The organism is Thioalkalivibrio sp. AKL19 (assembly GCF_000420165.1).
Lineage (GTDB): Bacteria > Pseudomonadota > Gammaproteobacteria > Ectothiorhodospirales > Ectothiorhodospiraceae > Thioalkalivibrio.
Genome location: NZ_ATUK01000015.1, coordinates 106,195 through 133,186 on the forward strand (window position 1 = coordinate 106,195; position 26,992 = coordinate 133,186).

Consider the following 26,992-nt stretch of genomic DNA (forward strand, 5'->3'; position numbering starts at 1 on the left):
CGCGGATTCGTTATCATGGCGCGTTTCGCCGGACCACGGTCGGTTCGGCGGCGAATCCGGGCACCCCATGGACAAGCTGATCATCACCGGAGGCGACCGACTCGAGGGTCAGGTCTGGATCTCCGGGGCCAAGAACGCCGTGTTGCCGATCCTGTCCGCCACCCTGCTGGCGGATGGGCCGATGACCATTGGCAACGTCCCGCATCTGCAGGACGTCACCACGACCATGGAACTGCTCGGGCGCATGGGCGTGAGCCTGACCGTCAACGAGCGCATGCGCATCGAGGTCGACCCGACCACGCTGACCCAGTGCGTGGCCCCGTACGATCTGGTCAAGACCATGCGCGCCTCGATCCTGGTGCTGGGGCCGTTGCTGGCGCGCTTCGGAGAGGCCGAGGTCTCGCTGCCGGGTGGCTGCGCCATCGGCTCGCGTCCGGTGAATCTGCACCTGCGCGGTCTCGAGGCCCTGGGGGCGGAGATCGATGTCGATGGGGGCTACATCCGCGCCCGGGCGGACCGCCTGAAGGGTGCCCGCGTGGTGTTCGACCAGGTCACCGTGACCGGGACCGAGAACCTGCTGATGGCCGCTACCCTGGCCGAGGGCGAGACCCTGATCGAGAACGCCGCGCGCGAGCCGGAGGTGACCGACCTGGCGGATTGCCTGACGGCCATGGGCGCGAAGATCCAGGGTGCGGGTACCGACACCATCCGGGTGCAGGGCGTGGAGCGCCTGCATGGCTGCGAATACGACGTGATGCCGGATCGCATCGAGACCGGCACCTTTCTGGTGGCCGCCGCGGTGACGCGCGGGCGGGTGCGCTGTCGCAACACCCGTCCGGAACTGCTGGACGCGGTGCTGGCCAAGCTGGTCGAGGCCGGCGCGCGCGTGGATACCGGACCGGACTGGATCGAACTGGACATGGAAGGCCGGCGCCCGAAGGCAGTGAACCTGCGCACCGCGCCGTTTCCGGCCTTCCCGACCGACATGCAGGCCCAGATGATGGTCATGAATACCGTGGCCGAGGGCACGGGCTCGGTGGTGGAGACGGTCTTCGAGAACCGCTTCATGCACGCGCTGGAACTGCAGCGCATGGGGGCCCACATCACCATCGAGGGCAACACCGCGATCGTCGAGGGCGTGGAAAGGCTGGTCGGGGCGCCGGTCATGGCGACCGACCTGCGCGCCTCGGCCAGCCTGATCATCGCCGGCCTGGTGGCCGAGGGCGAGACCGAAGTGGACCGCATCTACCACATCGATCGCGGCTACGAGTGCATCGAGGAGAAACTGAGCCAGATCGGCGCGACGATTCGTCGCGAGCCGGTCTGATCCCGCGACTCAAACCGAACCGGACGAACGCCTGACCCATGATGGATCCCAACGCCCTGACCATCGCCCTGTCCAAGGGCCGCATCCTCAAGGACACCCTGCCGCTGCTTTCCAGCGCGGGGATCGAACTGCTGGAGGATCCGGACAACACGCGCAAGCTGATCCTCGACACCAACCGCGAGGACGTGAAGATCGTGGTGGTGCGCGCGACCGACGTGCCGACCTACGTGCAGCATGGCGCGGCATCCATCGGCGTGGCCGGCAAGGACGTACTGATGGAGCACGGCGCGGCCGGGCTGTACGAGCCGCTGGACCTGCACATCGCCCAATGCCGCCTGATGCTGGCGGGCCGTCCGGGGCGGCAGCCGGACCCGCAGCAGCGCCTGCGCATTGCCACCAAGTTCGTGAACATCACGCAGAACTACTTCGCCCAGCAGGGTCGCCAGGTCGAGATCATCAAGCTCTACGGCTCGATGGAACTGGCACCGCTGGTGGGCCTGGCCGACTACATCGTGGACCTGGTGGATACCGGGAACACCCTCAAGGCCAACGGCCTGGAGCCGCTGGAACTGATTACCCCCATCAGTTCCCGGTTGATCGTGAACCAGGCAGCCATGAAGATGCGACATAGAACCATTCAAAATCTTGTCGAGGGCCTGCGGGAGGCCGTCACCCCCGCGACGACGTAACCGAGAACACCATGACCGCCGATACCGACGACCTGCGAATCCGAGAAATCCAGGAGGTGTCCGCCCCGGACACCGTCCGCGAGGAGCTGCCGATCACCGATGCGGCCGCCGACACCGTGTTCGAGGCACGCCAGGCCTGCCATCGCATCCTGCACGGCGAGGACGACCGCCTGCAGGTGATCGTCGGCCCCTGTTCGATCCACGACGTGGATGCCGCGCTGGACTATGCCGATCACCTGAAGACCCTGCGCGAGGAGCTATCCGACGCGCTGCACATCGTGATGCGCGTGTACTTCGAGAAGCCGCGCACCACGGTCGGCTGGAAGGGCCTGATCAATGACCCCGACCTGGACGGCAGCTTCCATATCAACAAGGGCCTGCGCGTGGCGCGCGGACTGCTGCGTGATCTGGCGGTCAAGGGCATGCCCTCGGCCACCGAGTACCTGGACCTGATCAGCCCGCAGTACATCGCGGACCTGGTCGCCTGGGGCGCGATCGGCGCGCGCACCACCGAGAGCCAGGTGCATCGCGAGCTGGCCTCCGGCCTGTCCTGTCCGGTGGGCTTCAAGAATTCCACCGACGGCAGCCTGCGCGTGGCGATCGACGCGATTCGTTCCGCGTCGCGGCCGCACCACTTCCTGTCGGTGACCAAGGCCGGGCGCTCGGCGATCTTCTCCACCACCGGCAACGCCGACTGCCATATCATCCTGCGTGGCGGGAAGCAGCCGAACTACGATGCTGAGAGCATCGAGCAGGCCTGCAAGGAATTGCGCATGGCGGAGCTGCCGGAGATGGTGATGGTCGACTGCAGCCACGCCAACAGCCGCAAGGACCCGAAGCAGCAGGTCGAGGTCGCGCGCGTGCTGGGCGAGCAGATTGCCGGCGGTGACCGGCGCATCATGGGGGTCATGCTGGAGAGCCACCTGACCGGTGGTCGCCAGGACATCCTGCCCGGCAAACCGCTGCAATATGGCCAGAGTATTACCGACGCCTGCATGGGCTGGGACGACAGCGAGGCCACCCTGCGTCTGCTGGCCGATGCCGTGCGCGCGCGCCGCAAGGCCGCCGTTCCTGCCTGACCGAGGAGTTTCACATGCCATCGATTGCCCGACTCGATACCCAGCAGCCCGATTTCGATCAGGCCCTGGAGCACCTGCTGTCCTGGGAATCCGTTGCCGACACCGGCGTGCGGGACGCGGTGGACGAGATCCTCGGCGCGGTGCGCTCCGAGGGCGACGCCGCGGTCCTGCGCTACACCACCAAATTCGACCGTCTCGACCGCGCCGCAGTCTCCGAGCTGGAGATCCCGCACGACCGGCTGCAGGCCGCACTGGAGTCGATCCCGCCGGAGCAGCGCAAGGCCCTGGAGCTGGCCAGCGCACGCATCCGCCGCTACGCCGAGCACCAGCTCATGCGGGATTGGGATTTCACCGACGAGGACGGCACCGTTCTCGGCCAGCGCGTGACCGCGCTGGACTCGGTGGGCCTGTACGTCCCCGGGGGCAAGGCGGCCTACCCGTCCTCCGTGCTGATGAACGCCATCCCGGCCAAGGTCGCCGGTGTCGAGTTGCTGGTCATGGTCGTGCCCGCCCCCGGCGGTGAGTTGAACGATCTGGTGCTGGCCGCGGCCGCCGTGGCCGGCGTGGATCGCGTGTTTACCGTGGGGGGTGCCCAGGCCGTGGCCGCGCTGGCCTATGGGACGCAGACGATCCCGGCGGTGGACAAGATCGTTGGTCCCGGCAACATCTTCGTGGCCGCGGCCAAGCGCGAGGTGTTCGGCACCGTCGGCATCGACATGATCGCCGGTCCGTCCGAGATCCTGGTGGTCTGCGACGGCGAGACCGACCCCGACTGGATCGCGGCCGACCTGTTCTCTCAGGCCGAGCACGACGAGCAGGCCCAGTCCATCCTGCTGTCCTGGGACGACGCGTTTCTTGACCGCGTGGCCGAGGCCATGGACCGTCTGCTCGAAGAAATGCCGCGCGCCGAGATCATCCGCACCAGCCTCGACAAGCGCGGCGCGCTGGTGAAGGTGCGCGACTCGGCCGAGGCCGTCGCGGTCGCCAACCGCATCGCCCCGGAGCACCTGGAGCTGTCGGTGGCCGACCCGCAGGCGATGCTGGATGCCGGGCTGCGCCACGCCGGCGCGATCTTCATGGGCCGCTATACCTCCGAGGCCCTGGGCGACTACTGCGCCGGTCCCAACCACGTGCTGCCGACCTCGCGTACCGCGCGCTTCTCCTCGCCACTGGGCGTGTACGACTTCCAGAAGCGTTCGAGCATCATCCACTGCTCGGCCGAGGGCGCGGCCAAGCTGGGCGAGACCGCCGCGGCGCTGGCCCATGGCGAGGGCCTGACCGCCCACGCGCGCTCCGCCGAACTGCGCAGTCGATGACCGCCCGTGCGACCCGGACCCCGGACGCCCTGATGCGCCCGGAGGTGCTGGCGCAGCCGGCCTACCAGGTGGCCGACGCGACGGGCCTGATCAAGCTGGACGCGATGGAGAACCCGCATCCCTGGCCGGGGGAGCTGGAAGACGCCTGGCTGGCGGCCCTGCGCGATCCGCAGCTGAACCGCTATCCCGACGCCCAGGCACTGGGTCTGGCCGCACAGGTGCGCGCCGCCCACGGCGTGCCCGAGGCCGCCGGATTGATGTTCGGCAATGGCTCCGACGAACTCATCCAGATCCTGATCACGGCGGTCGCGGGTTCCGGGCGTCCGGTGCTGGCGCCGGAGCCGACCTTCGTGATGTATGGCGTGCTGGCCCGAGCGCTGGGGGTGCCGTTCATCGGTGTCCCCCTGAACGCGGACTTCACCCTGGCCCTCGACGCGATGCGCGCGGCGATGGCCGAGCACAACCCGGCGCTGGTGTTCCTCGCCTACCCGAACAATCCCACCGGGACGCTGGACGATGCCGCGACGGTAGAGGCCATCGTCGACGAGAACCCCGGTGTCACGGTGGTCGACGAGGCCTACGCCCCGTTCGCCGCGCACAGCTTCCTTCCGCGCGTCGGAGAGGATGACGGCCTGATGGTGATGCGCACGGTCTCCAAGCTGGGGCTGGCCGGTGCACGGCTTGGCTATCTGGCAGGCACGCCGGCCTGGATCGATGCGCTGGATCGCCTGCGCCTGCCGTACAACATCAATACCCTGACCCAGCGCTCGGTGGCCTTCGCCCTGGAGCACCGCGAGGCGCTGGACACGCAGGCGCGCGGAATCGTCGAGGAACGCGACCGCCTGAGCGAGCGTCTGATCGCGACGACGGGGGTCGAGCAGGTCTTTCCCAGCCAGGCGAACTTCATCCTGTTCCGGGTACGCGCCGGGGCGGGGCATGCGACCTTCGCGGCCCTGCGCGACGCCGGGATCCTGATCAAGGACGTCGGCCGCGCGCATCCGCTACTCGCGGATTGTCTGCGCGTGACCGTCGGTCGCCCCGACGAAAACGACGCCTTCCTCGCCGCGCTGGGGCAGGCCCTCGCCGCCTGACGCTTTTCCCGGCGCCACGCCTTTTGGTTGCACCACAGAGTGCACAGAGGACACGGAGAAATTCGTGGAGTGGTTTCCGGAACGGGTTAAGTGGAGCGCACACGGGGTCTTGCCATCGCGTACGCCGCGGCGAGATCGGATGAAGGCGGGGCACCAGGTCCGGTTTTCGTTCACCCTGTCCCGACCTCGGAAAACCGGAGGTCTTCCCGGCCGCAACGTAGCGAAGAGCCGGGATCTCCGACGTAAATCCTGCCCTCCAGCGTTCGGTTGGGCCACACCGCGGAGATCCCGGATAACCGCTGCGCGGTTTCCGGGATGACAAGGGGGCGTTGCCGGGCCGGTGTGCAAGAGCGGCGATAGCCCCTGACAGCCCTGCGCATTTCTCCGTGTCCTCCGTGCCCTCTGTGGTGAAAAGCCTTTCCTGGCCCTTTCCCGGCGCGGCTTGTCAGCGTCGGCCTGTGGGCGGTTCCAGACGCAGGCCGCGGACCTCGCCCATGGCACCCCCGGCACGCAGGGCGTCGGCGAACGGGGACTGGCGGGCGGGTTCGCCGTTGATGCTCTCGATGGTGATGCCGCGGCGTTTGGGCAGCCAGCGGCTGCCGGCGAGCTGGCGGATGGCCTCGGTCACCAGGGCGGCGTGTTCCTCCGCGGTGTCGATGCCGGGGATCGCCTCCCAGACGAACAGCTGGCGGCCGGAGGCGGCCAGGTACAGCAGCGGCTGGCCGCCGGCCAGCGCGACCAGGGCCCCGGCCACGCGGCGCAGGCGGCCCTCGGCGGCCTCCGGCGGCTGCGGCCAGGGCAGGAGTTGGCCCCAGGGGTTGGCCGGGTCGACGCTGGTCAGCCACTGCGGCTCGGGGCTGGCGTCGGCCGTGCGTTCCAGCGCGCGCAGGCGGTCCACCGCGCTGGCGCGCGCGAACTGGGCGCCGGTCAAGCCCTCGACGAAGTGGCCGCGGCGCAGCTTGCCGGCGTCCTCCATCGCACGGTAGACGGGATAGACGCGGCCGAAGCCGCCTGGCAGGCCCTCGGCGCGGGCCATCTCGCGGCTGACTACGCCGTAGCGCGCCAGCAGGTTCTCGGCCTGATCGCGGGCGCGTTCCGTCAGCGACACGCCGGGATCGATCAGGTCGGCCACCCGTGACCAGCGCCCGCCGGCCAGGCCCTGGCCCGGGCGCCGCCGGCCGCGCGAGCTGGGCTTACGCTGGCCCAGGCTGCGCAGCGGGGCAAAGGTGTCATTGGTGATCTGCCCGGCCCAGACCCGATCCCAGATCGCGGCCTCGATCGCGTCCTGGCGGGCGTCCGGCTGTGCCTCGCGGGCCGCGCGTTCCAGCTCCATGTAGAAGCAGGCACCGCGTCGGTTCAACGTCTCCAGGATGGCTTCGGCCAGTGGGTCGTCGCCGGCCGGTGTCTCCGCCTCGGGTGTGTCCGGCTCCAGCAGCACCATCGCCTGCTCGCGGCGCAGGAAGCGGATGCGCCCGTCACGCTGGCCCAGCGCGCCACTGCCCACCCAGACGAACTCGCCGGACGCGGTAATGCGGTCCAGCGCGTCCAGCGAGAAGTCGCGCACCCGCATCGGCAGCACATGGGCGGTCCAGGCCGACCAGGGCAGGGCGACGCCTTCGAGCTGCGTGAGCACTTCGCGCAGGGTGCCGATGCCTGACCCGGGCTCGCTCAGGCCCTGCCAGGCGGGCAGGAAGCGGCCCAGCGCGCGGGCGTCCACCGCCGCCGCCTCGTCGCGCAGGCGGGCCAGGGTGCGGCGCTTCAGCCGGCGCAGGATGTCCAGTTCGCACCAGTCCTCGCCCTGGCCCTGCGGGCGGATCTCGCCGCGCAGCAGCACGCCGGCACCCTCTAGCGTCTCCAGCGCCGGAAGCAGCGCGCCGGGCGCGAGGCCGTAGCGAACGCCCAGGTCCTCGACGCGGAATGGCCCATGCGTGCGGGCGTAGCGGCGCAGCAGCTGTTCCAGCGGGCGTTGCGGCGGCTCGAGGAAACCGGCGGGCAGGCCGGGTGGTGGCACGACCCCGAGCGCGTCGCGAAAGAGGGCGGCGTCCTCGGCCGCGACCCAGCGTGGCTCGCCGGCGATCCGGACCTCGACCGCACGCAGCCCGTCGGCCAGGGTCTGTAGCCAGGGTGTGGGGTTTTCGGCCGCTGCGGCTTCGATCTCCTGCCGCGTCAGGTCGCCGCGCCGGCGCAGTAGGTCATGCAGCTCGTCGGCGTCGCGGACCTGTGTGGCCTCGGTGGTGTGCGCCAGTTCGGCCTCGAGTTCGGCCAGGGCATCGGGGTCGATCAGCTCGCGCAGCTCGGCCTGGCCCAGCAGCTCGGCCAGCATCCCGCGATCGAGCGTGAGCGCCTGTGCCTTGCGCTCGGCCATCGGCGCGTCCTGCTCGTAGATGTAGGCGGCGACGTAGGCGAATACCAGGCTGCGCGCGAACGGCGAGGCCCGTGGTGTTTCCACCTCGTGCACGCGGATGTGGCGCTCCTGCACCCCGCGCAGGATCTCGCGCAGGGCGTCCAGATCGAACACGTCGGCCAGCACCTGGCGGTAGGTCTCCAGCACCACCGGGAAGCTCGCGTACTCGCGCACCGACGCGAGCAGCTGCTGCGACTTCAGGCGCTGGGCCCACAGCGGCGTGCGCTGGCCCGGGCGGTTGCGCACCAGCAAGAGCGCCCGCGCCGCGTTCTCGCGGAAGGCGCTGGCGAACAGCGTGGAGTTCCCCAGCTCGCGGGTGACGGCCTCCTCCAGCTCCTCCGGGTCCGGAAACAGACTGTCCAGCTCGGGCAGGTCCTCGCTATCCGCGAGTCGCAGCACGATGCCGTCATCGGTGTACATCACCTGCACCTCGAAGCCAGAGGTGCTGGTCAGCGCGCCCTGCAGGGCCAGCGCCCAGGGGGCGTGCACGCGGGCGCCGAACGGGGTCAGGATGCACACGCGCCAGTCGCCGACCTCGTCGCGAAAGCGCTCGACCACGATGCGCTTGTCCGACGGGAGCTGCCCGGTGGCCTCGCGCTGTTCGTCGATGTAATCGCCGAGGGTCTCGACCGCCGCCTCCGACAGCGGGGCATGCTCCTTGAGCCAGGTCGCGCGCTCGGCGCGGTCCATGCGCGCGAGGCGTTCGGTGGCCGCGCCGATTGCGCGCCCGAGTTCGATCGGCCGGCCGGGGCCGTCGCCGTGCCAGAAGGGCAGCTTGCCGACCTCGCCGGGGGCGGGGGAGACCAGCACGCGGTCGCGGGTGATCGCCTCCACGTGCCAGGTGCTGGCGCCCAGGGTCACGTTTTCGCCGGTCTTCAGCTCGAACACCATCTCCTCGTCCAGCTCGCCGATGCGCGGGCCGCCCTCGCCGACATGCACGCCGTACAGGCCGCGGTCGGGGATGGTGCCGGCGTTCAGGCGCGCGGCCAGCGCCGCGCCCCGGCGCGGGGTCAGCTCGTCGCGGGCGCGGTCCCAGGCGAGCCACGGGCGCAGGTCGGCGAAGTCGGTGCTGGGGTAGTGGCCGGAGAGCATGTCCAGGGTCGCCTCCAGCAGCGGGCGCGATAGCTCGCGCCAGGGTGCAGCGCGGCGCACCAGCGCGTGCAGCTCGTCCACCGTGCGCGGGCGTTCGCAGACCATCGCGACGAGCTGCTGGGCGAGTACGTCCAGCGGGTTGTGCGGGGCATGGATTGGTTCCAGCGCGCCGACCTGCATGCGCTCGCCAATCACCGCGCATTCCAGCAGGTCGCCGCGAAAGCGCGGCAGCAGCAGCGAGCGCGAGACCTGGCCGACTCCGTGCCCGGCGCGTCCGGCGCGTTGCAGGCCGCGGGCAACCGAGCCGGGCGACTCGACCATGATCACCAGGTCCACGGCACCCATATCGATGCCCAACTCCAGCGAGCTGGTGGCGACGATGCCGCGCAGGCGGCCGGTCTTCAGCCGACCCTCGATCTCCGCGCGGCGCTCGTGGGAGACGCTGCCGTGGTGAGCGGCGACCAGGTCTCCGGGCTTTTCGGCGTCCTCGGGCTGCTGTTGGCGCCAGGCGTCGTTGATGCGCTGGACCAGGCGCTCGCACAGCCCGCGGCTGTTGACGAACACAATGGTCGAGCGGTGTTCCAGGATTGCGGCCATCAGGCGCGGCTCCAGGCGCGCGGCACGGTCGCCGCCCGTGGCCGGGAGTGGTGCGGTGCCCTGGCCGTAGACCGCACCGAGGATGGAGCCGGACGGGATGGTGTCCGCGTCTTCGGACGCTTCGATGGTGGGAGGTGCGTGTGCCGCTGGCGGCTCCTCCGGGGCGAGGATCTCGAGATCCAGGCGTGGGGCCTCGGCGGCGTCGATCACCTCTACCTCGCGGTCGCCGCCGAGGAAGCCGCGCGCGACCTCGACCGGGTGCACGGTCGCGGAAAGCCCGATGCGCTGCGGGTCCTGGCCGCAGCGCTCGGCCAGGCGTTCCAGCGACAGGGCCAGGTGCGCGCCGCGCTTGTTCCCGGCCAGGGCGTGCACCTCGTCGATGATTACCGTATGGACGGATTCGAGGTTCTCCGCCGCCTTCGAGCCCAGCAGCAGGTAGAGCGACTCCGGCGTGGTCACCAGGATGTCGCCGGGTTCGCGCGCTTGGGCGCGGCGCTCGGCCTGCGGGGTGTCGCCGGTGCGGATGTGCACCACGGGTTCGCGGGCCGACTCGTCGCCCAGGCGCGCGGCGGTCCGTGTGATGCCGGTCAGCGGGGCGCGCAGGTTGCGCTCGATATCGGTGGCCAGTGCCTTCAGTGGCGAGATGTACAGCACCGAGTAGCCGCGGCGGGTGTCGGGCGCGGGTTCGCCGGTCAGGCGGTCGATCGCGCTCAGGAATGCGGCGATCGTTTTGCCGCTGCCGGTGGGGGCGATCAGCAGGCAGTGGCGGCCGGCCCGGATCGCGGGCCAGCCACGCGACTGGATGGTGGTTGCCTGCCCGAAGGCCTCGCGAAACCAGGTGTCGGTCGCGGGACGAAAGGGCGTGACCATGGCCCCGGCGGGGTCAGGCGTGGCCGACGGTGGTGTCGGTGGTGGCGTGGAAATAGTCGCTGTCGCGCGCCAGCTCGTCGATCAGCTCGTGCAGCATGGCCAGACGGCTCTCGGCATCCGCGAACGGGGCGCAGTCCTGGCACAACGGATCGCCGCAGGGCTGGCGGCTGTACAGCCAGAAATGCACGGCACCGGCCAGCAGGCCGTCGGCAACGTCGCCGGTCTCGTCGGCCTGGCCGTCGTCGGCCAGGCGGTTGGCCAGCTCGATCAGGTGCTGGGCGGCGTTGTTGTAGGTCTGGTCGGCGGTGTCGTTCATGGGATCTCGAAATCGGTTTACGGCAAGCCGCGATCATTCGACCGCGGGCAAACCCCGCAGTTTACCGCGTCTGCCCGATATTCCGAAGAAACAGGGGAATATGGCGCTCCTCCGGGGACAGCCCGCCGTGGGCGCCGACGAAGAACGGGCCCTCGTCGTCCGCCGGCGGGTCCACCAGGTAGGCGTCCTCGGCGGGCAGCAGCAGGTAGTCGCCCGCCCGCGCGCGCAGTTCGGGATGTTCCGGGCCGTGGCCCAGAGTTCGGTCCTGCGCGCCGGGTTCCAGCCAGTCGGCGGCGGGTACCACGGCGACGTCATCGCCAAATGCGGCGTGCAGGGCGGCGAGGAAGTCTGCGTCACGTCCCTCGCGCACGTGGGCGAGGGCGGCGCGGGGTTCGCCGGTCAGGCGGTGGCGCAGACAGGCCTGGACCGCCGGGTGCTCGCGCAGGTCCAGCCGGCGCTCCATGGTACGCATGCCGTGGTCGGCGGTGGTCAGGAACACGCTCTCCGGGCGCTGGATCTGCGCGCAGGTCGCGGTATAGGCCAGGTCCAGCTGTTTCAGATGGCGCTCCACCTCCGGGCTCTCCGGGCCGTATTCGTGGCCCAGGTGGTCCAGCTCCGACCAGTACACGTAGGTGAAATGCGGCCCCGGTGTCGCGTTCACGTGCGCGGCCACCCGCGCCGGCAGCTCGGACAGGTCCTCGAAGCCGATGAAGTCCGCGCCGCCATTCATCATGCGGTTGTACGGCGTGTCGCCAATCCATTCCGGGCCGATGCAGGTCATGCCGCAGCCCAGCCGGTCGCTCAGGCGGTCGGGTTGCACGCGGCCGGTCAGTTCGCGGTAGCCGAGCGTGTTGATGCGGTCTTCGCTGTCGCGCTCCTGGCCCATGAGCACGGTCAGCGTGCGCTCGGCGGCGGACAGGCGGGTGTGCCAGCCGAGCAGGCCGTGCTGCGCCGGATGGCGGCCGGTCAGGATGCTGGTGATCGCGGTGGCCGTGGTGCTGGGGAACACGGTTTCGAGGTCGGTCACGTAGTCCGCGCCCAGCAGCGGCGTGTGGCGGCGATAGCGCGTGGCAAAGCCGTCGATCAGCCAAAGCACGATGTGGCGGTCCGCCCCCAGGTGCTCGGATGCGCCCGGCAGCGGCGGGTGGCTGGCCGCCGGGTTCAGGCTGGCCTCGATCTGGCCGAGCAGGTCCATCAGCCCGGGGGATTCCAGCCGCGCGCACAGGATGGCGTCCACGGCCGAGTGGGCCGTTGGGGTGGCAGTGACCGACAAGACCTCAGGCCTTCGCGCCGCCGTCGCCGCCCATGCAGGGCGGGGAATCCGCGACCTTTCCGGCGCGCTCGAACCACTGGTCCGGGTCCAGGGTGTGCAGCGCCAAGGCGTGGATGCCCCCGGCCAGCTCGTCGGCCAGGGCCTGGTTCACCAGCCGGTGCCGCGCGATCAGCTTCTGGTCGCGAAAGGCCTCGGATACCACGGTCACCTTGAAGTGCGACTCCGAACCCGGCGGCACGTTGTGCATGTGGCTCTCGTTCACCACCTCCAGATGCTCGGGCGCAAAGCGTTCCTCCAGCTTCCGGCTAATGGTCTCCTGCATAGTCATCGACGACTCCAGTGCTTCGAATGGTGGGTCAACCAACGTGTCCAGTCTGCCGTGTCGGCAACGCATGTCCAGATCCTCTGTGGGCCGCATGGCTGCCGTGCCCGGAAGGCCGGGATTACGCGCCCGGTGCGCGGGTCTTCCAATAGTCCGGATCACGATGCAGGTGCATGATGGCGAGAATCAGAACAGCGTCCTCGTCTTCTGTGTAAAGGACTCCGTACGGAAATCGCTTCACGAACGAGCGCCGTACTTCGCCCTCGAGAACCGTCCATGCGCGCGGATAAGCGAGGGCGCGTTGCACCGCTGCAAACACTTCAACCGCAAAATCGTTCCCGAGTCCGGGCTCGATTTCTTCGTAGTACTGGACGGCTTCCGTGAGTTCTTGCTCCGCTTCCGGATGAAAGCGAAAACTCATCGTTCAAACCGGTGCCATATCTTCTCGAAGACCTGCTCGCCCGGAATGGCCGCGACCGTGCCAGACCGGATCTCTTCCAGGCGTTTTCGGGAGACTGCCGCCCATTTTCGGTCTACACCCGCATCGGGCGGGTTCAGGCTGCGCAGGAGAGAATCGACTACCAGGGCGCGGTCCTCCACGGGTAGGGACTCGGCTTCGTCGATGAGGTCTTTGATCTTCATGTCATCATCCTCGTGACATCGCTGTGGGCGATGGCCGGAGCAAGGTGTCTGCTCATACTGGCATGGTAGTGCGAGAGGGCGCCATTGTGGCCGGCATGAAGCAGGTGGTTCCCGCTCCCGGGAGGTGATGATGCGACAGACACTGGCGTTCGATGTGTACGGGGCGCTGATCGATACGCAGGGGATTGCGGCGACGCTCGAAGGCTGGATCGGCGAGCGGGCACCTGTGCTGGCGCGTGCCTGGCGCGAGAAGCAGCTGGAATACACCTTCCGGCGCGGGCTGATGGGGGCGTATGCGGACTTCGATACCTGTACCGAGCAGGCGCTGCGCTATTGCTGCCAGGCGTTGGATATCGCGCTCGAACCGGAGCAGGAGGCGGAGTTGTTGCGGCGGTATCAAGAGCTCCCGGCGTTTGCCGATGCGGGACCGGCCCTGGATGCGCTGCGCGCGGATGGGCACCGGCTGTTTGCGTTCTCCAACGGGACGGCCGAGACGGTCAGCGGGCTGCTGCGGAACGCCGGGCTGGCGGATCGCTTCGAGGATCTCGTCAGTGTGGACGAGATTGGCTGCTTCAAACCGGACCCGCGCGTGTACCGGCATTTCCTGCAGCGGGCGAATGTGCTGCCCCAGCAGGCATGGCTGGTTTCAGGCAACCCCTTCGACGTGATTGGCGCGCAGGCTGCGGGTATGTGCACGGTCTGGGTCGACCGGGCGCGGCAGGGTCTGTTCGACCCTTGGGGCGGGGATCCCACGGCCACCATCGGCAGCCTCGCTGGGCTGGCCGGGGTACTGCGTTAGTCTCGATGCATGGATGATTGGAAGTGGCGATCCGGTTTAGCCTTGTCTTCAGGATTGATCCATACACGGCCCGGCAGCCTCCGCCGTCGCGAGGTATCCATTCATGAAGAAATCCGGTACGAACCCACCGCGCGAGGATGAAATGAACGCGATCGTCGCGGCGATCGAACAGTCCCTGGCGCAGGACTCCCCTGGTGACCGAGCCGAAAGGGATGCGGTAGTGGCCGCTGCCGTCGCCGAGGTGAATGCCCGGCCGCTGGACGACTTCGCGGGCTTGTCGCCCGAGCAGATGGGGGCACTCCTTTATTCACCGTTCGAGCACCCGGAGCTGGTGAGTTTTGCCGAGGGTGTAGCGGAATGTCCGACCACCGTGATGAGTGTGCTGTTCCGCGTGTTGGCGGATACCATTCGTGCAGAGGGCGGCATCCCGTTGACTCCAAAAGGCAATCTTCCGCTTCGAGTCGTGGCAGATGCGTGGGCCGCGGTGGAAGCCGCGGGGCTGGAACCGGAGTGGCACCCCGGGTCGCGGCGCAAGGAGGATGATTTCCCGGAACTGCATGTGACCCGGTTGCTGGTGCAGATGAGCGGGCTTGGGCGGAAATACCGCGGGCGGCTGCAACTGACCCGCTCGACGCAACAGAAAATCGAGCGCGGGGATTGGGCGTCAATCTTTCGCGAACTGCTGCGCTGGCATACCCGCGAGTTCAACTGGGCCTACCAGGACGGGTATCCGCCCCTGCCGACTGTCCAGCAGGGGGCGCTGTTTTCTCTGTATCTGCTTGCACGTTTTGGCGATGAGTGGCGCCCCGTATCGTTCTACATCGATGCCTTCGAGCGGGCCTTCCCGGTGGCGCTGGACGAGGCGGACGAATACGACGGCCCCTTCAGCGCGCAGGAGGTGCTGCGTAATGTCTGGCCCCTTCGGACCTTTATGCGGTTTGCTCACCCCTTCGGCCTGATCGAAGAACGCGACGATCCGGACGAGCCCGATTCCCTGCTGGCATTCGAGCGAACCCGAGAGGTCCGCAAGAGTGCATTTTATGATCAGGCCGTGACCTGGAAAGTCCCAGGTTGAGGTCAATGGGGAAACGGGGTGTTTCTGGAGGTTGAGGCGACATGAGCCGTTCCCGTCATCGCGTCTCCTTGCAACTGCGTCCTTGCTCGGACGACCTCTCGGACGAGGAGTTGCGCGCCATCCTCCGCGCGGCGGACGACCTGATCATGTCCGGTGGGCGGAACCTGCTGGCCAAGGTGTTGAAGGGATCACGGGCGAAGAAGGTCCTGGAACTCGGCCTGGATGACAACCCTGCGCATGGTTTCTACCGCTCCCTTTCCGAAGACGAGACCCTCGCGCGGATCGATCGGGCCATCGTGGGTGGCTGGCTGGCGATCGAGTACGACGGTCGCTTGCCTTTGCTGGTGTTCACGGACCGAGGCTGGGCCATCGAGCGGGAGGTTCGCGCGCGGGAGCTGTTCGATCAGATGGCCGAGAACGCCCGGCGTGGCCCGCCGTTCGAGGTGGAGATGCTGCGCGATCGCAACCGGTCGATGATCTGGCGCTTGCTGGATCTCGTCGAGGCCTCACATGATCCCGACTTCATCGCGTTGTTGCAGGCCTGGGGGGAGATCGACTACCGCAAAGTTCGTCAGCGCATTCGTTCGGTCATCGCGCAGCTCCAGGCAGCGAGAACGGCTGGATCCGAGTAGCCTTTTTCTCGGTGCTTGCCGTCACTCCATGCGTGGCCGTGGAGTACGATGGAGATCGGGCAGCCGCCGGGAGAGGAGTGTGAGCCAGCAGGTCAAGCAACGGGTCGCGCCCGCAGTGGAATCGCCCCTGATTCGTGCGGCCACGCTGGAGGATCTGGAGGCGCTTGTGGCGCTGGAACAGGCGGCGTTCGAGGTCGATCGCATCTCGCGGCGGCAGTTTCGCTACCTGCTGACGCGCGGGCATGCCGCTACGCTGGTGGCAGAGGGCACGGCTGGTGAGGGCCTGCTTGGCTATGTGATGCTATTGTTCAGCCGGGGCACGTCGCTTGCGCGGCTGTACTCCATCGCGGTCAGCGCGCGGGCGCGCGGGCAAGGGCTCGGGCGGCGCCTGGTGGAGGCGGCGGAGGAGGTGACGCGGGATCATGGCCGGACCGATCTGCGCCTGGAGGTGCGGCGTGACAACGCGGCCAGTCAGGCGTTGTTCCGTGGGCTGGGGTATCGCGACTTCGGCACCATCGACGACTACTACGAAGACCATATGGATGCGCTGCGGCTGCAAAAGTCGCTGGCGCCCGGTCCCGATCCGGCGCTGGTGCGCGCACCGTACTACGCGCAGACGCTGGAGTTCACCTGCGGCCCGGCCGCGCTGATGATGGCGATGCGCGCCATCGACCCGGACCTGAAGCTGGACCGGCGCCTGGAACTGCGCCTGTGGCGTGACGCCACTACCATCTTCATGACCTCCGGCCACGGCGGTTGCGGGCCCTACGGGCTGGCATTGGCGGCCGCCCATCGCGGGTTCGAGGTGGAGCTGCTGGTGCGCGATCGCGGCGTGGCGTTCGCGGATTCGGTGCGCAGTGCGGAGAAGAAGCAGGTCATGCAGCTGGTGCAGGAAGAGATGATCGAGGAGCTGGAACAACTCGGCGTGCCCGTGGTGCACGGTCCGGTGAACGTGGCCAAACTGGAGGCACGCTCTGCCGAGGGTGGGGTGCCGGTCGTACTGATCAGCAGCGTGCGACTGTATGCCGAACGCTTCCCGCACTGGGTGACGGTGACCGGGTTCGACGAGCGCTTTGTCTACGTGCACGACCCGTTCGTGGACGCCGAGCAGGGCGAGCGCGCGCTGGATTCGGTCAACATGCCGATCGCCCGCGCAGACTTCGAGCGCATGGCGCGCTATGGGCGCGCGGGGTTGCAGGCGGCGGTGATCGTCGGCCCCCGCAAGACGCCAGGGGTGGCGCATGCCTGAGCACCGTATCCTGGTCGAGCGCCGGGCGGACTGGAAGCCGCACTTCCCCGACCTGCCGGTGATGGCGATCGACGACTACCTGCGCGGCCCGGCGGTCGACGACCCCACCACCCTGCGGGTGATCAACCTGTGCCGCAGCCAGCGCTACCTGTCGGCCGGCTACTACGGCTCGCTGCTGGCGGAGGCGCGCGGGCATCGCGTGATCCCCAGCGTGCGCACCCTGCAGGACCTGTCGCGCAAGTCGATCTACAGCCTGGATACCGAGGAGCTGGACGAGCGCGTCGCGCGCGTCCTCGGGCGCAGCCGCCAGGGCGTGCAACCCGAGCGCCTGGAACTGACTGTGCTGTTCGGCCAGTGCGACGAGCCGGCGCTGCAGGAGATCGCCGGGCAGCTGTTCGCCCTGTTCCCCGCGCCGATGTTCCGGGTGGAGTTCCGTCTGCAGGGGCGCTGGCAGATTCACGCCCTGCGCCCGTTCGCGCTGAACGCGCTCGAGCCCGAGCAGGAGCCGTCCTTCTTCGCCGCGCTGGAGCGCTACCTCTCCAAACCCTGGCGACGCCGCCGCGGGGCACGCAGCGCGCGCTACGAGCTGGCCATCCTGCACAACCCGGACGAGGCCCTGGCCCCGTCCACGCCGGCCACACTCAAGCGTTTCGCCCGCGCCGGACAGGAGCAGGGGATGGATGTCGAGCTGATCCAGGCGCGCGACCTGCCCCGGCTGGCGGAGTTCGATGCCCTGTTCATTCGCGAGACCACGGCGATCGACCACTACACCTATCGTTTCGCGCGCAAGGCCGAGGCCGAGGGCATGGTGGTGATCGACGACGCCGACTCCATCCTGCGCTGCACCAACAAGGTCTACCTGGCCGAGCGCCTGGCTGCTCATCGCGTGCCCACGCCGAAGACGGTGATCCTCAACCGCGAGACCATCCTGCGCGCCGAGGAATCGATCGGCTATCCCGTAGTGCTCAAGATCCCGGACGGCAGCTTTTCGCGCGGCGTATTCAAGGCGAACGACCGCGGCGAGCTGGAATCCATCGCTCGGCGCCTGCTCAAGGAGAGCGATCTGATCCTCGCCCAGGAGTTCGTCTACACCGAGTTCGACTGGCGCATCGGCGTGCTCAACCGCCAGCCGCTGTACGCCTCGCAATACCTGATGTCGCGCAAACACTGGCAGATCGTCAACCACGACGCCAAGGGCGGCGCGCGCGAGGGCGGCTTTCGCACCCAGGCCCTGGCCGACGTGCCCGCGGCGGTGGTCAAGACCGCCGTCAAGGCCGCCAACCTGATCGGCGACGGCCTCTACGGCGTCGACCTCAAGCAGACCCCGCGCGGCGTGATGGTGATCGAGGTCAACGACAACCCCAACCTCGACGCCGGCATCGAGGACAAGGTCCTCGGCGAAGCCCTCTACACCACCCTGATGCAGGACTTCGTCCGCCGCCTCGACGCCGCCCGCCGCCACCGCGCCGCACCCTGACGAGGCTTTCCGGCGCGCTCGTTGCGGGCGAGGGGTGTCGAGGTTGTTCGGGTTCCAGGTCAGGCTGCGGCTTCGGGCTGTTCGCGTTGCGGGTCGTGGAGTTCGAGGTCGACCATCAGCTCGTTGGCGAGCGCCTCGAGGTCGTCCTGCAGGGTATCCAGATCCACGCCTTCGGGGACGCCGAGTTGCGCCTGCGCGTGGAACATCGGTTCGCCGGTCATCGAGGCGGGCTCGCAGGCCGTGTCCAGGGTTTCCACGCCTACGCTGTGGCGCGCGAGGACAGCGGTGATGTCCTGCACGATCCCCGGCCGGTCGTGTCCGACCAGATCGAGCATGACGTGATGCCGGACCGGTGCCGAAATATCGCTCCCGCGCTGAATCTGGACCTGCAGCCCATCCCCCTCCAACTCGCGCAGCGCCGATTCCAGGTTGTCGGCAACATCCGTTTCGGCCTCCAGCAGCACCACCCCGGCAAACTGCCCGGCCAGCTGCGCCATGCGGCTCTCCAGCCAGTTGCCGCCCGCTGCCCGTGCCCGGGCCGCCACCGCGCTGACCAGCCCCGGTCGGTCCGGCCCAATCACCGTCAAAATGATCGAAGTCTTCATACGCACGTCCCTCACGCCAATCGCTTTCGGACCAAACATCCTGCGCGCGGTTGCGAGCGGAGGCAACGCGGCCACTGGCGGCCCGCAGATTGATGCGGGCAAAGGCATACGGAAGGCATGACGGGGTTGGGCCACGGTAACCATCGGAAAACACCAAAAAAGGCAACGCAGAGCGGCCCGGTTTCGGGCTTGGGGGCGCGATTTTGGCGTCCAAATTGTCTTGCCGCGGACCACGGGTTCAGGTCTGGCTGGTTGCCCCAGCCAAGCCCGACCGCTACGGCCCGTGCGCGTCAGGCATCCGCGGTTTCGGGGAGGTTGTAGAAGGCGCGGGCGGTGGCGGTGGTGTGGGTGGCGAGTTCTTCGGTGGTCTCGTCGCGCAGTTTGGCCACGTATTCGCCGATGTGGGGGAGGAAGGCGGGCTCGTTGCGGCGACCGTTGCCGATCTTCTTGCCGGTGCCCTTGGGCAGGCTGCGCGGCAGGAGGTAGGGTGCGTCGGTCTCGATCATCAGGCGGCCGCGCGGGATGCGCGGGACCAGCGGGTGCAGGTGGTGGCCGCGGCGTTCGTCGCAGACCCAGCCGGTGATGCCGATGTGGCAGTCGAGGTCGAGGTATTCGGCCAGGGCGTCGGCCTCGCCGGTGAAGCAGTGCACCACTGCGGCCGGCACCTTGTCGCGCCAGCGGCGCAGGATCTGGGCGAAGTCGTGGTGGGCGTCACGTTCGTGCAGGAACACCGGCAGACCGAGGTCGGTGGCCAGCTCCAGCTGGGCCTCGAAGGCGCTGCGCTGCTGCGGGCGCGGCGAGTGGTCGCGGTTATAGTCCAGCCCCATTTCGCCCATCGCGACCACATTGGCGTCCGTGCGGGCGAGGTCACTGAACCGCGCGGCGATCGCGTCGGTCCACTGTCTGGCGAGATGCGGATGCACGCCCAGGGTGGCGCGGCAGCAGTCCGGGTAGCGGTCGGCGATCTCCAGGCACTTTTCGCTCTGGTGGGCGTCGGCGCCGGTGATCAGCATCCAGGAGACACCGGCCTCGCGGGCGCGCTCGAGGACCTCGTCGCGTTCCTTGTTGAACGATTCGTGGGTGAGGTTAAAGCAGATATCGATCCATTCCATGCGCGGTATGCTAACGGATTGGACGCGTGGTGCCAGTTCCCGGGGCTTTCATTGCGAGGGGTCGCCACCGCCGTGGCACAAAAGCGCGAAGCGCGTTGAACGGCCGCAGGCTGGCCCGAAGGGCGAGCGCAGCGAGTGACTTCCGTCCGAGACCACTGGAGCTCTCGAACCGCCGCTTCGCCAGCTTCAGGAGATTGCTTCGTCGCCTGCGGCACCTCGCAATGACGGGGGCGGGGAGCACGTCATCGCGAGGAGCGCAGCGACGTGGCGATCTGTGGGGGTGGCCCTGCGCTGGGACGGAGAAACGCGGGGGTTTCGGATGGAGGTTGCGACGGCCCCTTGCGGGGCCTCGCAATGACGGGGTGGTGGTCCGGGTTTGGGGCTGAGGCCGCGTCGGCGTGTTAAACCTTGTGCAGTGCTTTTGATTTGGAGTTTGGAATGCGTGATGCGAGTCCCCAGGCGGTTTATCTGAGTGACTATCAGCCGCCGGCGTTTTTGGTGGAGCGCCTGGAGCTGGACTTTGATCTGGCGGCGGCAGCCACCGAGGTGACGACGCGCATGGCGGTGCGGCGCAACCCGGAGGCGGTGGAGCCGGATGCACCGCTGCGGCTGTATGGCGATGGTGTGGAGCTGGTCTCGTTCACGGTGGACGGCGCCAAGCCGGCCGAGGGTTTGCTGGAACAGGACGCCGAGGGCTTGTTGCTCCATGGCCTGCCGGAGGCCGCGCGGCTGGAGATCGTCAGTCGTTGCCACCCGGAGCAGAACACTCAGCTTGAGGGCTTGTACGCCTCCAGCGGCAACCTCTGTACCCAGTGCGAGCCGGAGGGATTTCGCCGCATCACGTTCTTCCCCGATCGGCCGGACGTACTGACAACGTATCGCGTGCGACTGGAGGCGGACCGGGTGCAATACCCGGTACTGCTGGCGAACGGTAACCGGGTGGAGGCCGGCGAGCTGGACGGTGGCCGGCATTACGCCGTGTGGGAGGACCCGTTCCTCAAGCCGTCGTACCTGTTCGCGCTGGTCGCGGGCGATCTGGCCTGCCAGCGCGACACCTTCACCACGATGTCCGGGCGTGAGGTGGCGCTCGAGCTGTACGTGGAGGCACACAACGCCGATCGCTGCGACCACGCGCTGGCCTCGCTGAAGCGCGCGATGCGCTTTGATGAGGAGGCCTTCGGCCGCGAATATGATCTGGATGTGTACATGATCGTCGCGGTGGACGACTTCAATATGGGGGCGATGGAGAACAAGGGGCTCAACCTGTTCAACGCCAAGTACGTGCTGGCCAGTCCCGACACCGCCACGGATGACGACTTCGTCGCCATCGAGTCGGTGATCGCCCACGAGTACTTCCACAACTGGTCGGGCAACCGCGTGACCTGCCGCGACTGGTTCCAGCTGTCGCTGAAGGAGGGGCTCACGGTCTTCCGTGACCAGGAGTTCACCACCGACTGCACCCTGTTCGGCGTGAAGCGCATCGACGACGTGGCCATGCTGCGCGCTTTCCAGTTCCCGGAGGACGCCGGCCCGCTGGCGCACCCGGTGCGCCCGGACCACTACGCCGAAATCAACAATTTCTACACCCTGACGGTGTACGAAAAGGGTGCGGAGCTGATCCGCATGCTGCGCACCCTGATCGGGCGCGAGACCTTCCGCCGCGGACTGGATGTCTATTTCGAGCGCTTCGACGGCCAGGCGGTGACGACCGACGACTTTGTCGCGGTGATGGCCGAGGTCAGCGGGCGCGACCTGTCCCGTTTCAAGCGCTGGTACACCCAGGCCGGCACGCCGCGAGTGACGGCCGCGACGTCGTTTGACGGCCCCGGCGGCCAGGCGCGCATCACGCTCACGCAGGAAACGCCGCCAACTCCAGGGCAGGAGCGCAAGGAGCCGGTCGTGATCCCGATGCGGGTGGCCTTTCTGGATGCCGACGGGCAGCGCATCACGGCCCACCAGCAAGGCGGCGAGGTGCAGGACGAGTGGGTGCTGGAATTGAGCGAGCGCGAGCAGACCTTCCGCTTCGAGGCGCTGTCCGATTCGCTCGCCGCGATCTCCTGGCTGCGCGGCTTCTCCGCCCCGGTGATCCTGAACGCTAACCAGGGCGTGGACGAGCTGGCCCACCTGCTGGCCTATGACGACGACGCCTTCGCCCGCTGGGAGGCGGCGCAGACGCTGTTCCGCCGTGCGATCCGGTCACGCATTGACCACGATGCGGCCGACACCGCGCTGGAGGCGGCGATCGAGCATGCCCTGGCGGCGCTGCTGCGCGACGAGGCGATCGAGCCGGTGCTGCTGGCGACTATCCTGCAGCTGCCGCCGACCCGCGAGCTGGCCGAGCTGTTCGAGCGCGTGGATCCGGTGCGCCTGCGCAACGAGCGCGACGACTTGGAGAAGCGCCTGTACATGCCGCTGACCGAGGCGATGCAGCAAATCCAGCCGAAGCTGGATGACGTCGACAACGGTGCGTTCACCGCCGAGGCCATGGGCCGGCGCCAGCTGCGCAACCGGCTGCTGGCGCTGCGCGTCGCCGCGCGCGACCAGGCCGCGGTGCCGGAGGCCCTGGCGCAGTACCAGAAGGCGCGCAGCCAGACCATGCGCATGGGCGCACTGAACGCGGTCAACGAGCTGGACCACGAGGCGCGCCAGGTGCTGCTGGCGGATTTCGCAAAGCGCTACCGCGACGATCCGCTGGTGCTGGACAAGTACTTCGGGCTGCAGGCCGGCAGCCAGGTCGCCGGCGGTTTCGAGCGCCTGGACGCGCTGCTGGAGCACCCCGGCTTTCGCTGGACCAACCCGAACCGCGTGCGCGCGGTGCTCGGGCCGTTCATGGCGCGCAACGAGCGCCACTTCCACCAGGACGACGGCGAGGGCTACCGCCGCATGGGCGGCTTCGTCGAGAAGCTGGACGCGATGAACCCGCAGACCGCCGCACGCCTGGCCCAGCCGCTGACGCGCTGGCGCAAGGTGGACACCGCCCGTGGCGAGCAGATGCGCAGGGAACTCGAGCGCCTGGCCGCACTCGAACTCTCGCGCGACCTGCGTGACGTGATCGAACGCGCGCTGGCGTAGGAGTCCAGCCCTCTGGCCGATGGGGTGCAGGATAGGCCCTGATCGCCAAGGGGGCAGCCCCCGATCTGTAGGAGGCGTGCCCTCTCGCCGATCCGGCGCCGGGGCTTGGTCCGGGGGTTGCCGCGTCGCCTTCGGATCCTCGCGACGACGGGGCTGGAAGCTTGTCATCGCGAGTCGCGAAGCGACGTGGCGATCTCCGTGGGTGGCCCCGGTGCGGGGCCGTTCGCACGTCGGGGTTGCGTCCGCAGGTGGCTGTGGCTTGTGGTAGGTTGATGTCAGGTTACAGGGGTGCGACACCCCTCGAGACGAGGTTCGGACCGACGTGAAACGGGTCTTCCACCGACTGTTGTGCTGGATGCTGGTGCTGGCGATTGCCGGCCTGCCGGCGCTGGCCGCGGCTGTGGGTGTGGGTGTGGAAGACGGTCACGCCGGGCACGCGATGCATGGTGCCCAGTTCAAGGGCGACGCCGAGCACGGGGCCCACGATCACGGGCGCGACGCTGCCCATCATCACCATGTGCATGGCGACCGGGCGGACCCCGCCGATTCGTCGCAGGGTCCCGATCCTGTGCCATCGGGACATTCTCAGGCCAGCGAGTTGCTCGTACATGCCGATTGCGTGGATGCGGCTTGTCTGGCTGCCTGCGCCGCCTGTAGCCACTGTCAGGGCATGCCGTCCATCACCGGCATGAGTGTGGTGGCGACCGAAGCGCCGGGCGCAAACCTGCATTCCTTTCAGAGCGGTCCTTCCACGGCCGCGTTACACCGCCCTCCAATCCTCTCCTGATCCCGACTGCCGGCCGTTTGGCCGGTTCCTGCCCGTGCTGCCTGGGTGATCCGCAGCAGCGGGCGGCATGGCCGTGTCGTGCGTTCGCGCACGGTGCGGAATCGAGTACGGAATCAAGGAGATTTTCACGATGCGAGCGACCCGATTGCTGCTCCCCGTCGTGTCGGTGCTGTTCCTCGCCGGTTGCGCGGTTACCGCGCCCGAGCTGGACCGGTCCGATCTGGCGGAGGACATCTCGGTGCAGGGGATCGACCTGCCCGAGTCGGAGATGCCCCGACCCTCCGGCGAGCTGACGCTCGACGAGGCCATTCACCAGTCCATCTGGCGCAACCCGCGCATGCAGCAGGCTTATGCCAAGCTGGATCTGACCGCGGCCGACGTGGTCGAGGCATCGCAGTTTTCCAACCCCTCGCTGTCGCTGTCGGTGATGCGCCCCGAGGGTGGTGGTGGCAACGAGTACGGTGTTGGCCTGGCCTGGGGGATCTCCGGGCTGCTGATGCGCGGCTCGCGCCAGGAGATGGCGCAGTCCCACTGGGAGTCCACCCGCCTGCAACTGGCCGAGGGCATCGTTGCCCTGGCCAGCGATACCGAGCGTGCCTGGTATGACGCCGTGGCCGCACGCCAGCGCACCGAGGTTCAGCGCCTGGAGACTCACGCGGCTGATCTGGGCGCGCGTCTGGGCGAGCGCTTCTATGACGCCGGCAATATGCCGGACCTGCAACGCGCACAGCTGCGTATCCGTGCGGCCGAGGCCCGCCTGAAGCTCGAGGATGCCCGCCAGCGCGAACGCGAGGCGCGCCTGCGTCTGGCACATCTGATGGGGCTGCCGGGCGAAGTCCATGACTGGGAGCTGCCGAAGGAGCTGCCGCTGCCCCTGGATACGCTCGAGGAGCGCCAGGCCCTGGTGGACCAGGCCCTGGAACAGCGCCTGGATCTGCGCGCGCTGGACCATGCCCTGGAGGGACTGACCGAGGGTGTTGCGCTGGTGCGGCGTTACCGCTGGATGGGCGATATCGAGCCCGGGCTCGAGTTCGAGCGCGAGGGCGACGGGACCCGCCTGTGGGGCGGTGGCATCTCGTTCACCCTGCCGATCTTCAACCAGAACCAGTCCGGGATTGCCCGTGCCGAGGCGCGACTGGCGGATGGCGAGGCCCGCCGCGAGTCGCTGGTGCAGGCGGTGACCCATGACGTGCATCAGCACTTCGAGCGCCTCGCCCACCATCGTGCGCGCTTCGATGTCCTGCAGGACGAGTTGCTGCCGGCCCGCGAGGTCGCGACCGAGCGGCTGCAGGAGCGCGTGAACTTCATGTTCGACGACGTGTTCGACCTGCTCGCCATCAAGCAGGAGGAACTGGCGGACTGGCAGAAGACCGTCGGGGCCCTGGGCGACTACTGGCAGGCGCGCGCCGCGCTGGCGCATGCCGTGGCCGGCGAGCTTCCGGGCGGCGAGCCGGGCAGCGCCGGGTATTTCGAGACCTCCGGGCTGGAACACGACCCCGCGGCGATGGACCACGCCCATCATGGCCACGGTGACCACGGTGACCACGGTGACCACGGTGACCACGGTGACCACGGGGATCACGGAGATCACGGAGATCACGGAGATCACGGAGCCCATGGCGGCATGGATCATGGCGAAGGCCACGAAGGCCACGAAGGCCACGAAGGCCACGAAGGCCACGAGGGCATGGATCACGATGACCACGGTCAGCAGGACCAGGACCACCGCGATCATTCCAACCACGGGCATGGAGGGCATCACTGATGAAACGCCGTAACTTTCTGATTGCCGCCAGCGCCCTGCTGCCGGCGACCACCCTGACGCGGGTGATGGCCGAAACCGGCCACGAGCACCACAACGAGGGTGACCAGACGCCGGGCGAACGCACCGAGCAGGGCTACATGCCGGTGCACACGCCCAATGGCTGGACCCTGCCCTACACGATGAACGACGGGGTGAAGGAGTTTCACCTGGTGGCCGAGGAGATCGAGCACGAGTTCGCGCCGGGTTCGGTGGCCAAGTGCTGGGGCTACAACGGCACCACGCCGGGGCCAACGATCGAGGCGGTGGAGGGCGATCGTGTCCGCATCTACGTGACCAACCGGCTGCCCGAGTACACCTCGGTGCACTGGCACGGCATCCACCTGCCCTCGGGCATGGACGGGGTGAAGGGCGTGACCCAGCCGCCGATCCACCCGGGCGAGACCTTCGTCTACGAGTTCGAGCTGAACCAGCACGGCACGCACATGTACCACCCGCATGCGGACGAGATGGTGCAGATGGCGATGGGGATGATGGGTATGTTCATCATCCATCCGAGGGATGGCGAGATCGAGCCGGTGGACCGCGACTACGCGATCCTGTTGCACAACTGGGGTCTGCATCCCGGTACGCGCACGCCGGATCCGTCGATCATGGTGGACTTCGACCTGTGGTCGATGAACTCCAAGGTGTTCCCGGCCATCGACTCGCTGGTGGCGAAGACCGGCGAGCGGGTGCGTATCCGCATGGGCAATCTGTCGATGTGGAACCACCCGATGCACGTGCACGGGGTGTCGTTCGAGGTCACCGGCTCCGATGGCGGGCGCTGGCCACGCAACCAGTGGCGCAAGGAGACCACCGAGATCGTGGGGGTCGGGCAGACCCGCGATGTGGAGTTCGTCGCGCCGCCGGGCGACTGGGCCTTCCACTGCCACATGTCGCATCACACCATGAACCCGATGGGGCACGGTATTGCCAACCCGCTGGGGGTGGATCAGTCCGGTATCGAGGAAGAGATCCGCTCGATCCTGCCCGGCTACATGGCGATGGGCGAGCACGGCATGGCCGACCACCAGGAGCACACTGATGGCGGGCACATGCAGGGACCCGAGAACACCCTGGCGATGGCCATGGGGCAGGGCCCGTTCGGCAGCATCGGCATGGGCGGGATGTTCACCCTGATCAAGGTCCGCGACGACCTGGAGCCGGGCGACTTCCGTGACCCGGGCTGGTACTGGCATCCGGAAGGCGAGGTCGCCAGAAGGGTCAGCGATGACCCGGACTTCGGCGATCCGGTGCGCCGCGGCAAGCTTGCCGGCGAGGGCTCGGACGCGCTGCCGACCCCCAGTCGCGACGCGAACGGCCATGGCGGTCACGGGGGGCATGGAGGCCACGACCACTAAT

General features: G+C 68.3%; 23 protein-coding genes. 14 read left to right on the forward strand and 9 right to left on the reverse strand.

The genetic code is table 11. The annotated features are described in order from the left end of the window. The first annotated feature begins 67 nt into the window (after positions 1-67). Genes murA through hisC form a run of 5 tightly spaced genes read left to right on the forward strand, consistent with a single transcriptional unit; the run spans position 68 to position 5,502 of the window. The gene (gene murA, locus F817_RS0111695) at positions 68-1,327 is read left to right on the forward strand and encodes a UDP-N-acetylglucosamine 1-carboxyvinyltransferase (RefSeq protein WP_024327826.1); all 1,260 of its coding nucleotides are present in this window, start codon (positions 68-70) and stop codon (positions 1,325-1,327) included. A 38-nt stretch (positions 1,328-1,365) separates the two neighbouring features. After that, entirely contained in the window at positions 1,366-2,016 is a 651-nt protein-coding gene (gene hisG / locus F817_RS0111700; RefSeq protein ID WP_024327827.1) for an ATP phosphoribosyltransferase, read from the forward strand. An 11-nt stretch (positions 2,017-2,027) separates the two neighbouring features. Further along, a complete protein-coding gene (locus F817_RS0111705; protein WP_024327828.1) occupies positions 2,028-3,095 on the forward strand; it encodes a 3-deoxy-7-phosphoheptulonate synthase in 1,068 nt (355 codons plus the stop codon). 14 nt (positions 3,096-3,109) lie between these two features. Continuing rightward, complete coding sequence (gene hisD, locus F817_RS0111710; protein WP_024327829.1) at positions 3,110-4,411, forward strand: histidinol dehydrogenase; 1,302 nt, start codon at positions 3,110-3,112, stop codon at positions 4,409-4,411. Then, positions 4,408-5,502: a histidinol-phosphate transaminase gene (gene hisC, locus F817_RS0111715; protein WP_024327830.1), complete on the forward strand. Its 1,095-nt coding sequence runs from the start codon at positions 4,408-4,410 to the stop codon at positions 5,500-5,502. The genes hisD and hisC overlap by 4 nt, the downstream gene beginning before the upstream one ends. 445 nt (positions 5,503-5,947) lie before the next feature. Here hisC and F817_RS0111720 read toward each other — a convergent pair whose 3' ends face one another. The 6 genes from F817_RS0111720 to F817_RS0111745 form a co-directional block, all read right to left on the reverse strand. Next, positions 5,948-10,465, reverse strand: coding sequence for a DEAD/DEAH box helicase (locus F817_RS0111720; RefSeq protein ID WP_024327831.1), 4,518 nt, complete (start codon positions 10,463-10,465; stop codon positions 5,948-5,950). Positions 10,466-10,478: 13 nt separating this feature from the next. Further along, a complete protein-coding gene (locus F817_RS0111725) occupies positions 10,479-10,781 on the reverse strand; it encodes a hypothetical protein (RefSeq protein WP_024327832.1) in 303 nt (100 codons plus the stop codon). A gap of 61 nt (positions 10,782-10,842) precedes the next feature. After that, positions 10,843-12,054 carry an alkaline phosphatase family protein gene (locus F817_RS0111730; protein WP_029681122.1) on the reverse strand — a complete coding sequence of 404 codons (1,212 nt, stop codon included), beginning with the start codon at positions 12,052-12,054 and terminating at the stop codon, positions 10,843-10,845. Positions 12,055-12,058: 4 nt separating this feature from the next. Beyond that, positions 12,059-12,382 (reverse strand): BolA family transcriptional regulator, encoded by a 324-nt coding sequence (locus F817_RS0111735; RefSeq protein WP_018176172.1) that lies wholly within the window; start codon positions 12,380-12,382, stop codon positions 12,059-12,061. A gap of 115 nt (positions 12,383-12,497) precedes the next feature. Then, a complete protein-coding gene (locus tag F817_RS0111740; protein ID WP_024327834.1) occupies positions 12,498-12,797 on the reverse strand; it encodes a type II toxin-antitoxin system RelE/ParE family toxin in 300 nt (99 codons plus the stop codon). Further along, complete coding sequence (locus F817_RS0111745) at positions 12,794-13,018, reverse strand: addiction module protein (protein WP_024327835.1); 225 nt, start codon at positions 13,016-13,018, stop codon at positions 12,794-12,796. The genes F817_RS0111740 and F817_RS0111745 overlap by 4 nt, the downstream gene beginning before the upstream one ends. A gap of 130 nt (positions 13,019-13,148) precedes the next feature. On the opposite strand from F817_RS0111745, the gene F817_RS0111750 reads away from it, so the two are divergent. From F817_RS0111750 to F817_RS0111770, 5 genes are all read left to right on the forward strand, one after another. Then, entirely contained in the window at positions 13,149-13,817 is a 669-nt protein-coding gene (locus tag F817_RS0111750; protein ID WP_024327836.1) for a haloacid dehalogenase type II, read from the forward strand. A gap of 103 nt (positions 13,818-13,920) precedes the next feature. After that, positions 13,921-14,892, forward strand: coding sequence for a hypothetical protein (locus tag F817_RS0111755; RefSeq protein WP_024327837.1), 972 nt, complete (start codon positions 13,921-13,923; stop codon positions 14,890-14,892). Positions 14,893-14,933: 41 nt separating this feature from the next. Then, a complete protein-coding gene (locus tag F817_RS0111760) occupies positions 14,934-15,524 on the forward strand; it encodes an RQC-minor-1 family DNA-binding protein (protein ID WP_024327838.1) in 591 nt (196 codons plus the stop codon). 79 nt (positions 15,525-15,603) lie between these two features. Continuing rightward, positions 15,604-16,773: a GNAT family N-acetyltransferase/peptidase C39 family protein gene (locus F817_RS0111765; protein ID WP_024327839.1), complete on the forward strand. Its 1,170-nt coding sequence runs from the start codon at positions 15,604-15,606 to the stop codon at positions 16,771-16,773. Next, on the forward strand, positions 16,766-18,250 hold the full coding sequence (locus F817_RS0111770) for a RimK family protein (RefSeq protein WP_024327840.1): 1,485 nt from the start codon (positions 16,766-16,768) through the stop codon (positions 18,248-18,250). Before F817_RS0111765 ends, F817_RS0111770 begins: the two co-directional genes overlap by 8 nt. 59 nt (positions 18,251-18,309) lie before the next feature. Here F817_RS0111770 and F817_RS0111775 read toward each other — a convergent pair whose 3' ends face one another. Together F817_RS0111775 and F817_RS0111780 are read right to left on the reverse strand one after the other, a co-directional pair. Continuing rightward, entirely contained in the window at positions 18,310-18,855 is a 546-nt protein-coding gene (locus F817_RS0111775) for a glycine cleavage system protein R (RefSeq protein ID WP_024327841.1), read from the reverse strand. Between the two features lie 290 nt (positions 18,856-19,145). Next, positions 19,146-19,967 carry a TatD family hydrolase gene (locus F817_RS0111780; protein WP_024327842.1) on the reverse strand — a complete coding sequence of 274 codons (822 nt, stop codon included), beginning with the start codon at positions 19,965-19,967 and terminating at the stop codon, positions 19,146-19,148. Between the two features lie 438 nt (positions 19,968-20,405). Here F817_RS0111780 and pepN point away from each other — a divergent pair, with 438 nt between their 5' ends. Beyond that, complete coding sequence (gene pepN / locus F817_RS0111785) at positions 20,406-23,039, forward strand: aminopeptidase N (RefSeq protein WP_024327843.1); 2,634 nt, start codon at positions 20,406-20,408, stop codon at positions 23,037-23,039. Between the two features lie 280 nt (positions 23,040-23,319). Here pepN and F817_RS0111790 read toward each other — a convergent pair whose 3' ends face one another. Beyond that, on the reverse strand, positions 23,320-23,562 hold the full coding sequence (locus tag F817_RS0111790; protein WP_231369412.1) for a hypothetical protein: 243 nt from the start codon (positions 23,560-23,562) through the stop codon (positions 23,320-23,322). Here F817_RS0111790 and F817_RS14725 point away from each other — a divergent pair. The 3 genes from F817_RS14725 (at position 23,452) to F817_RS0111800 (ending at position 26,991) form a co-directional block, all read left to right on the forward strand. Continuing rightward, positions 23,452-23,826: a hypothetical protein gene (locus F817_RS14725; RefSeq protein WP_231369413.1), complete on the forward strand. Its 375-nt coding sequence runs from the start codon at positions 23,452-23,454 to the stop codon at positions 23,824-23,826. The two genes, F817_RS0111790 and F817_RS14725, sit on opposite strands and share 111 nt — an antisense overlap. A 145-nt stretch (positions 23,827-23,971) precedes the next feature. Then, complete coding sequence (locus F817_RS0111795) at positions 23,972-25,591, forward strand: TolC family protein (protein ID WP_024327845.1); 1,620 nt, start codon at positions 23,972-23,974, stop codon at positions 25,589-25,591. After that, positions 25,591-26,991: a multicopper oxidase family protein gene (locus tag F817_RS0111800; protein WP_024327846.1), complete on the forward strand. Its 1,401-nt coding sequence runs from the start codon at positions 25,591-25,593 to the stop codon at positions 26,989-26,991. The genes F817_RS0111795 and F817_RS0111800 overlap by 1 nt, the downstream gene beginning before the upstream one ends. Position 26,992 lies beyond the last annotated feature (1 nt).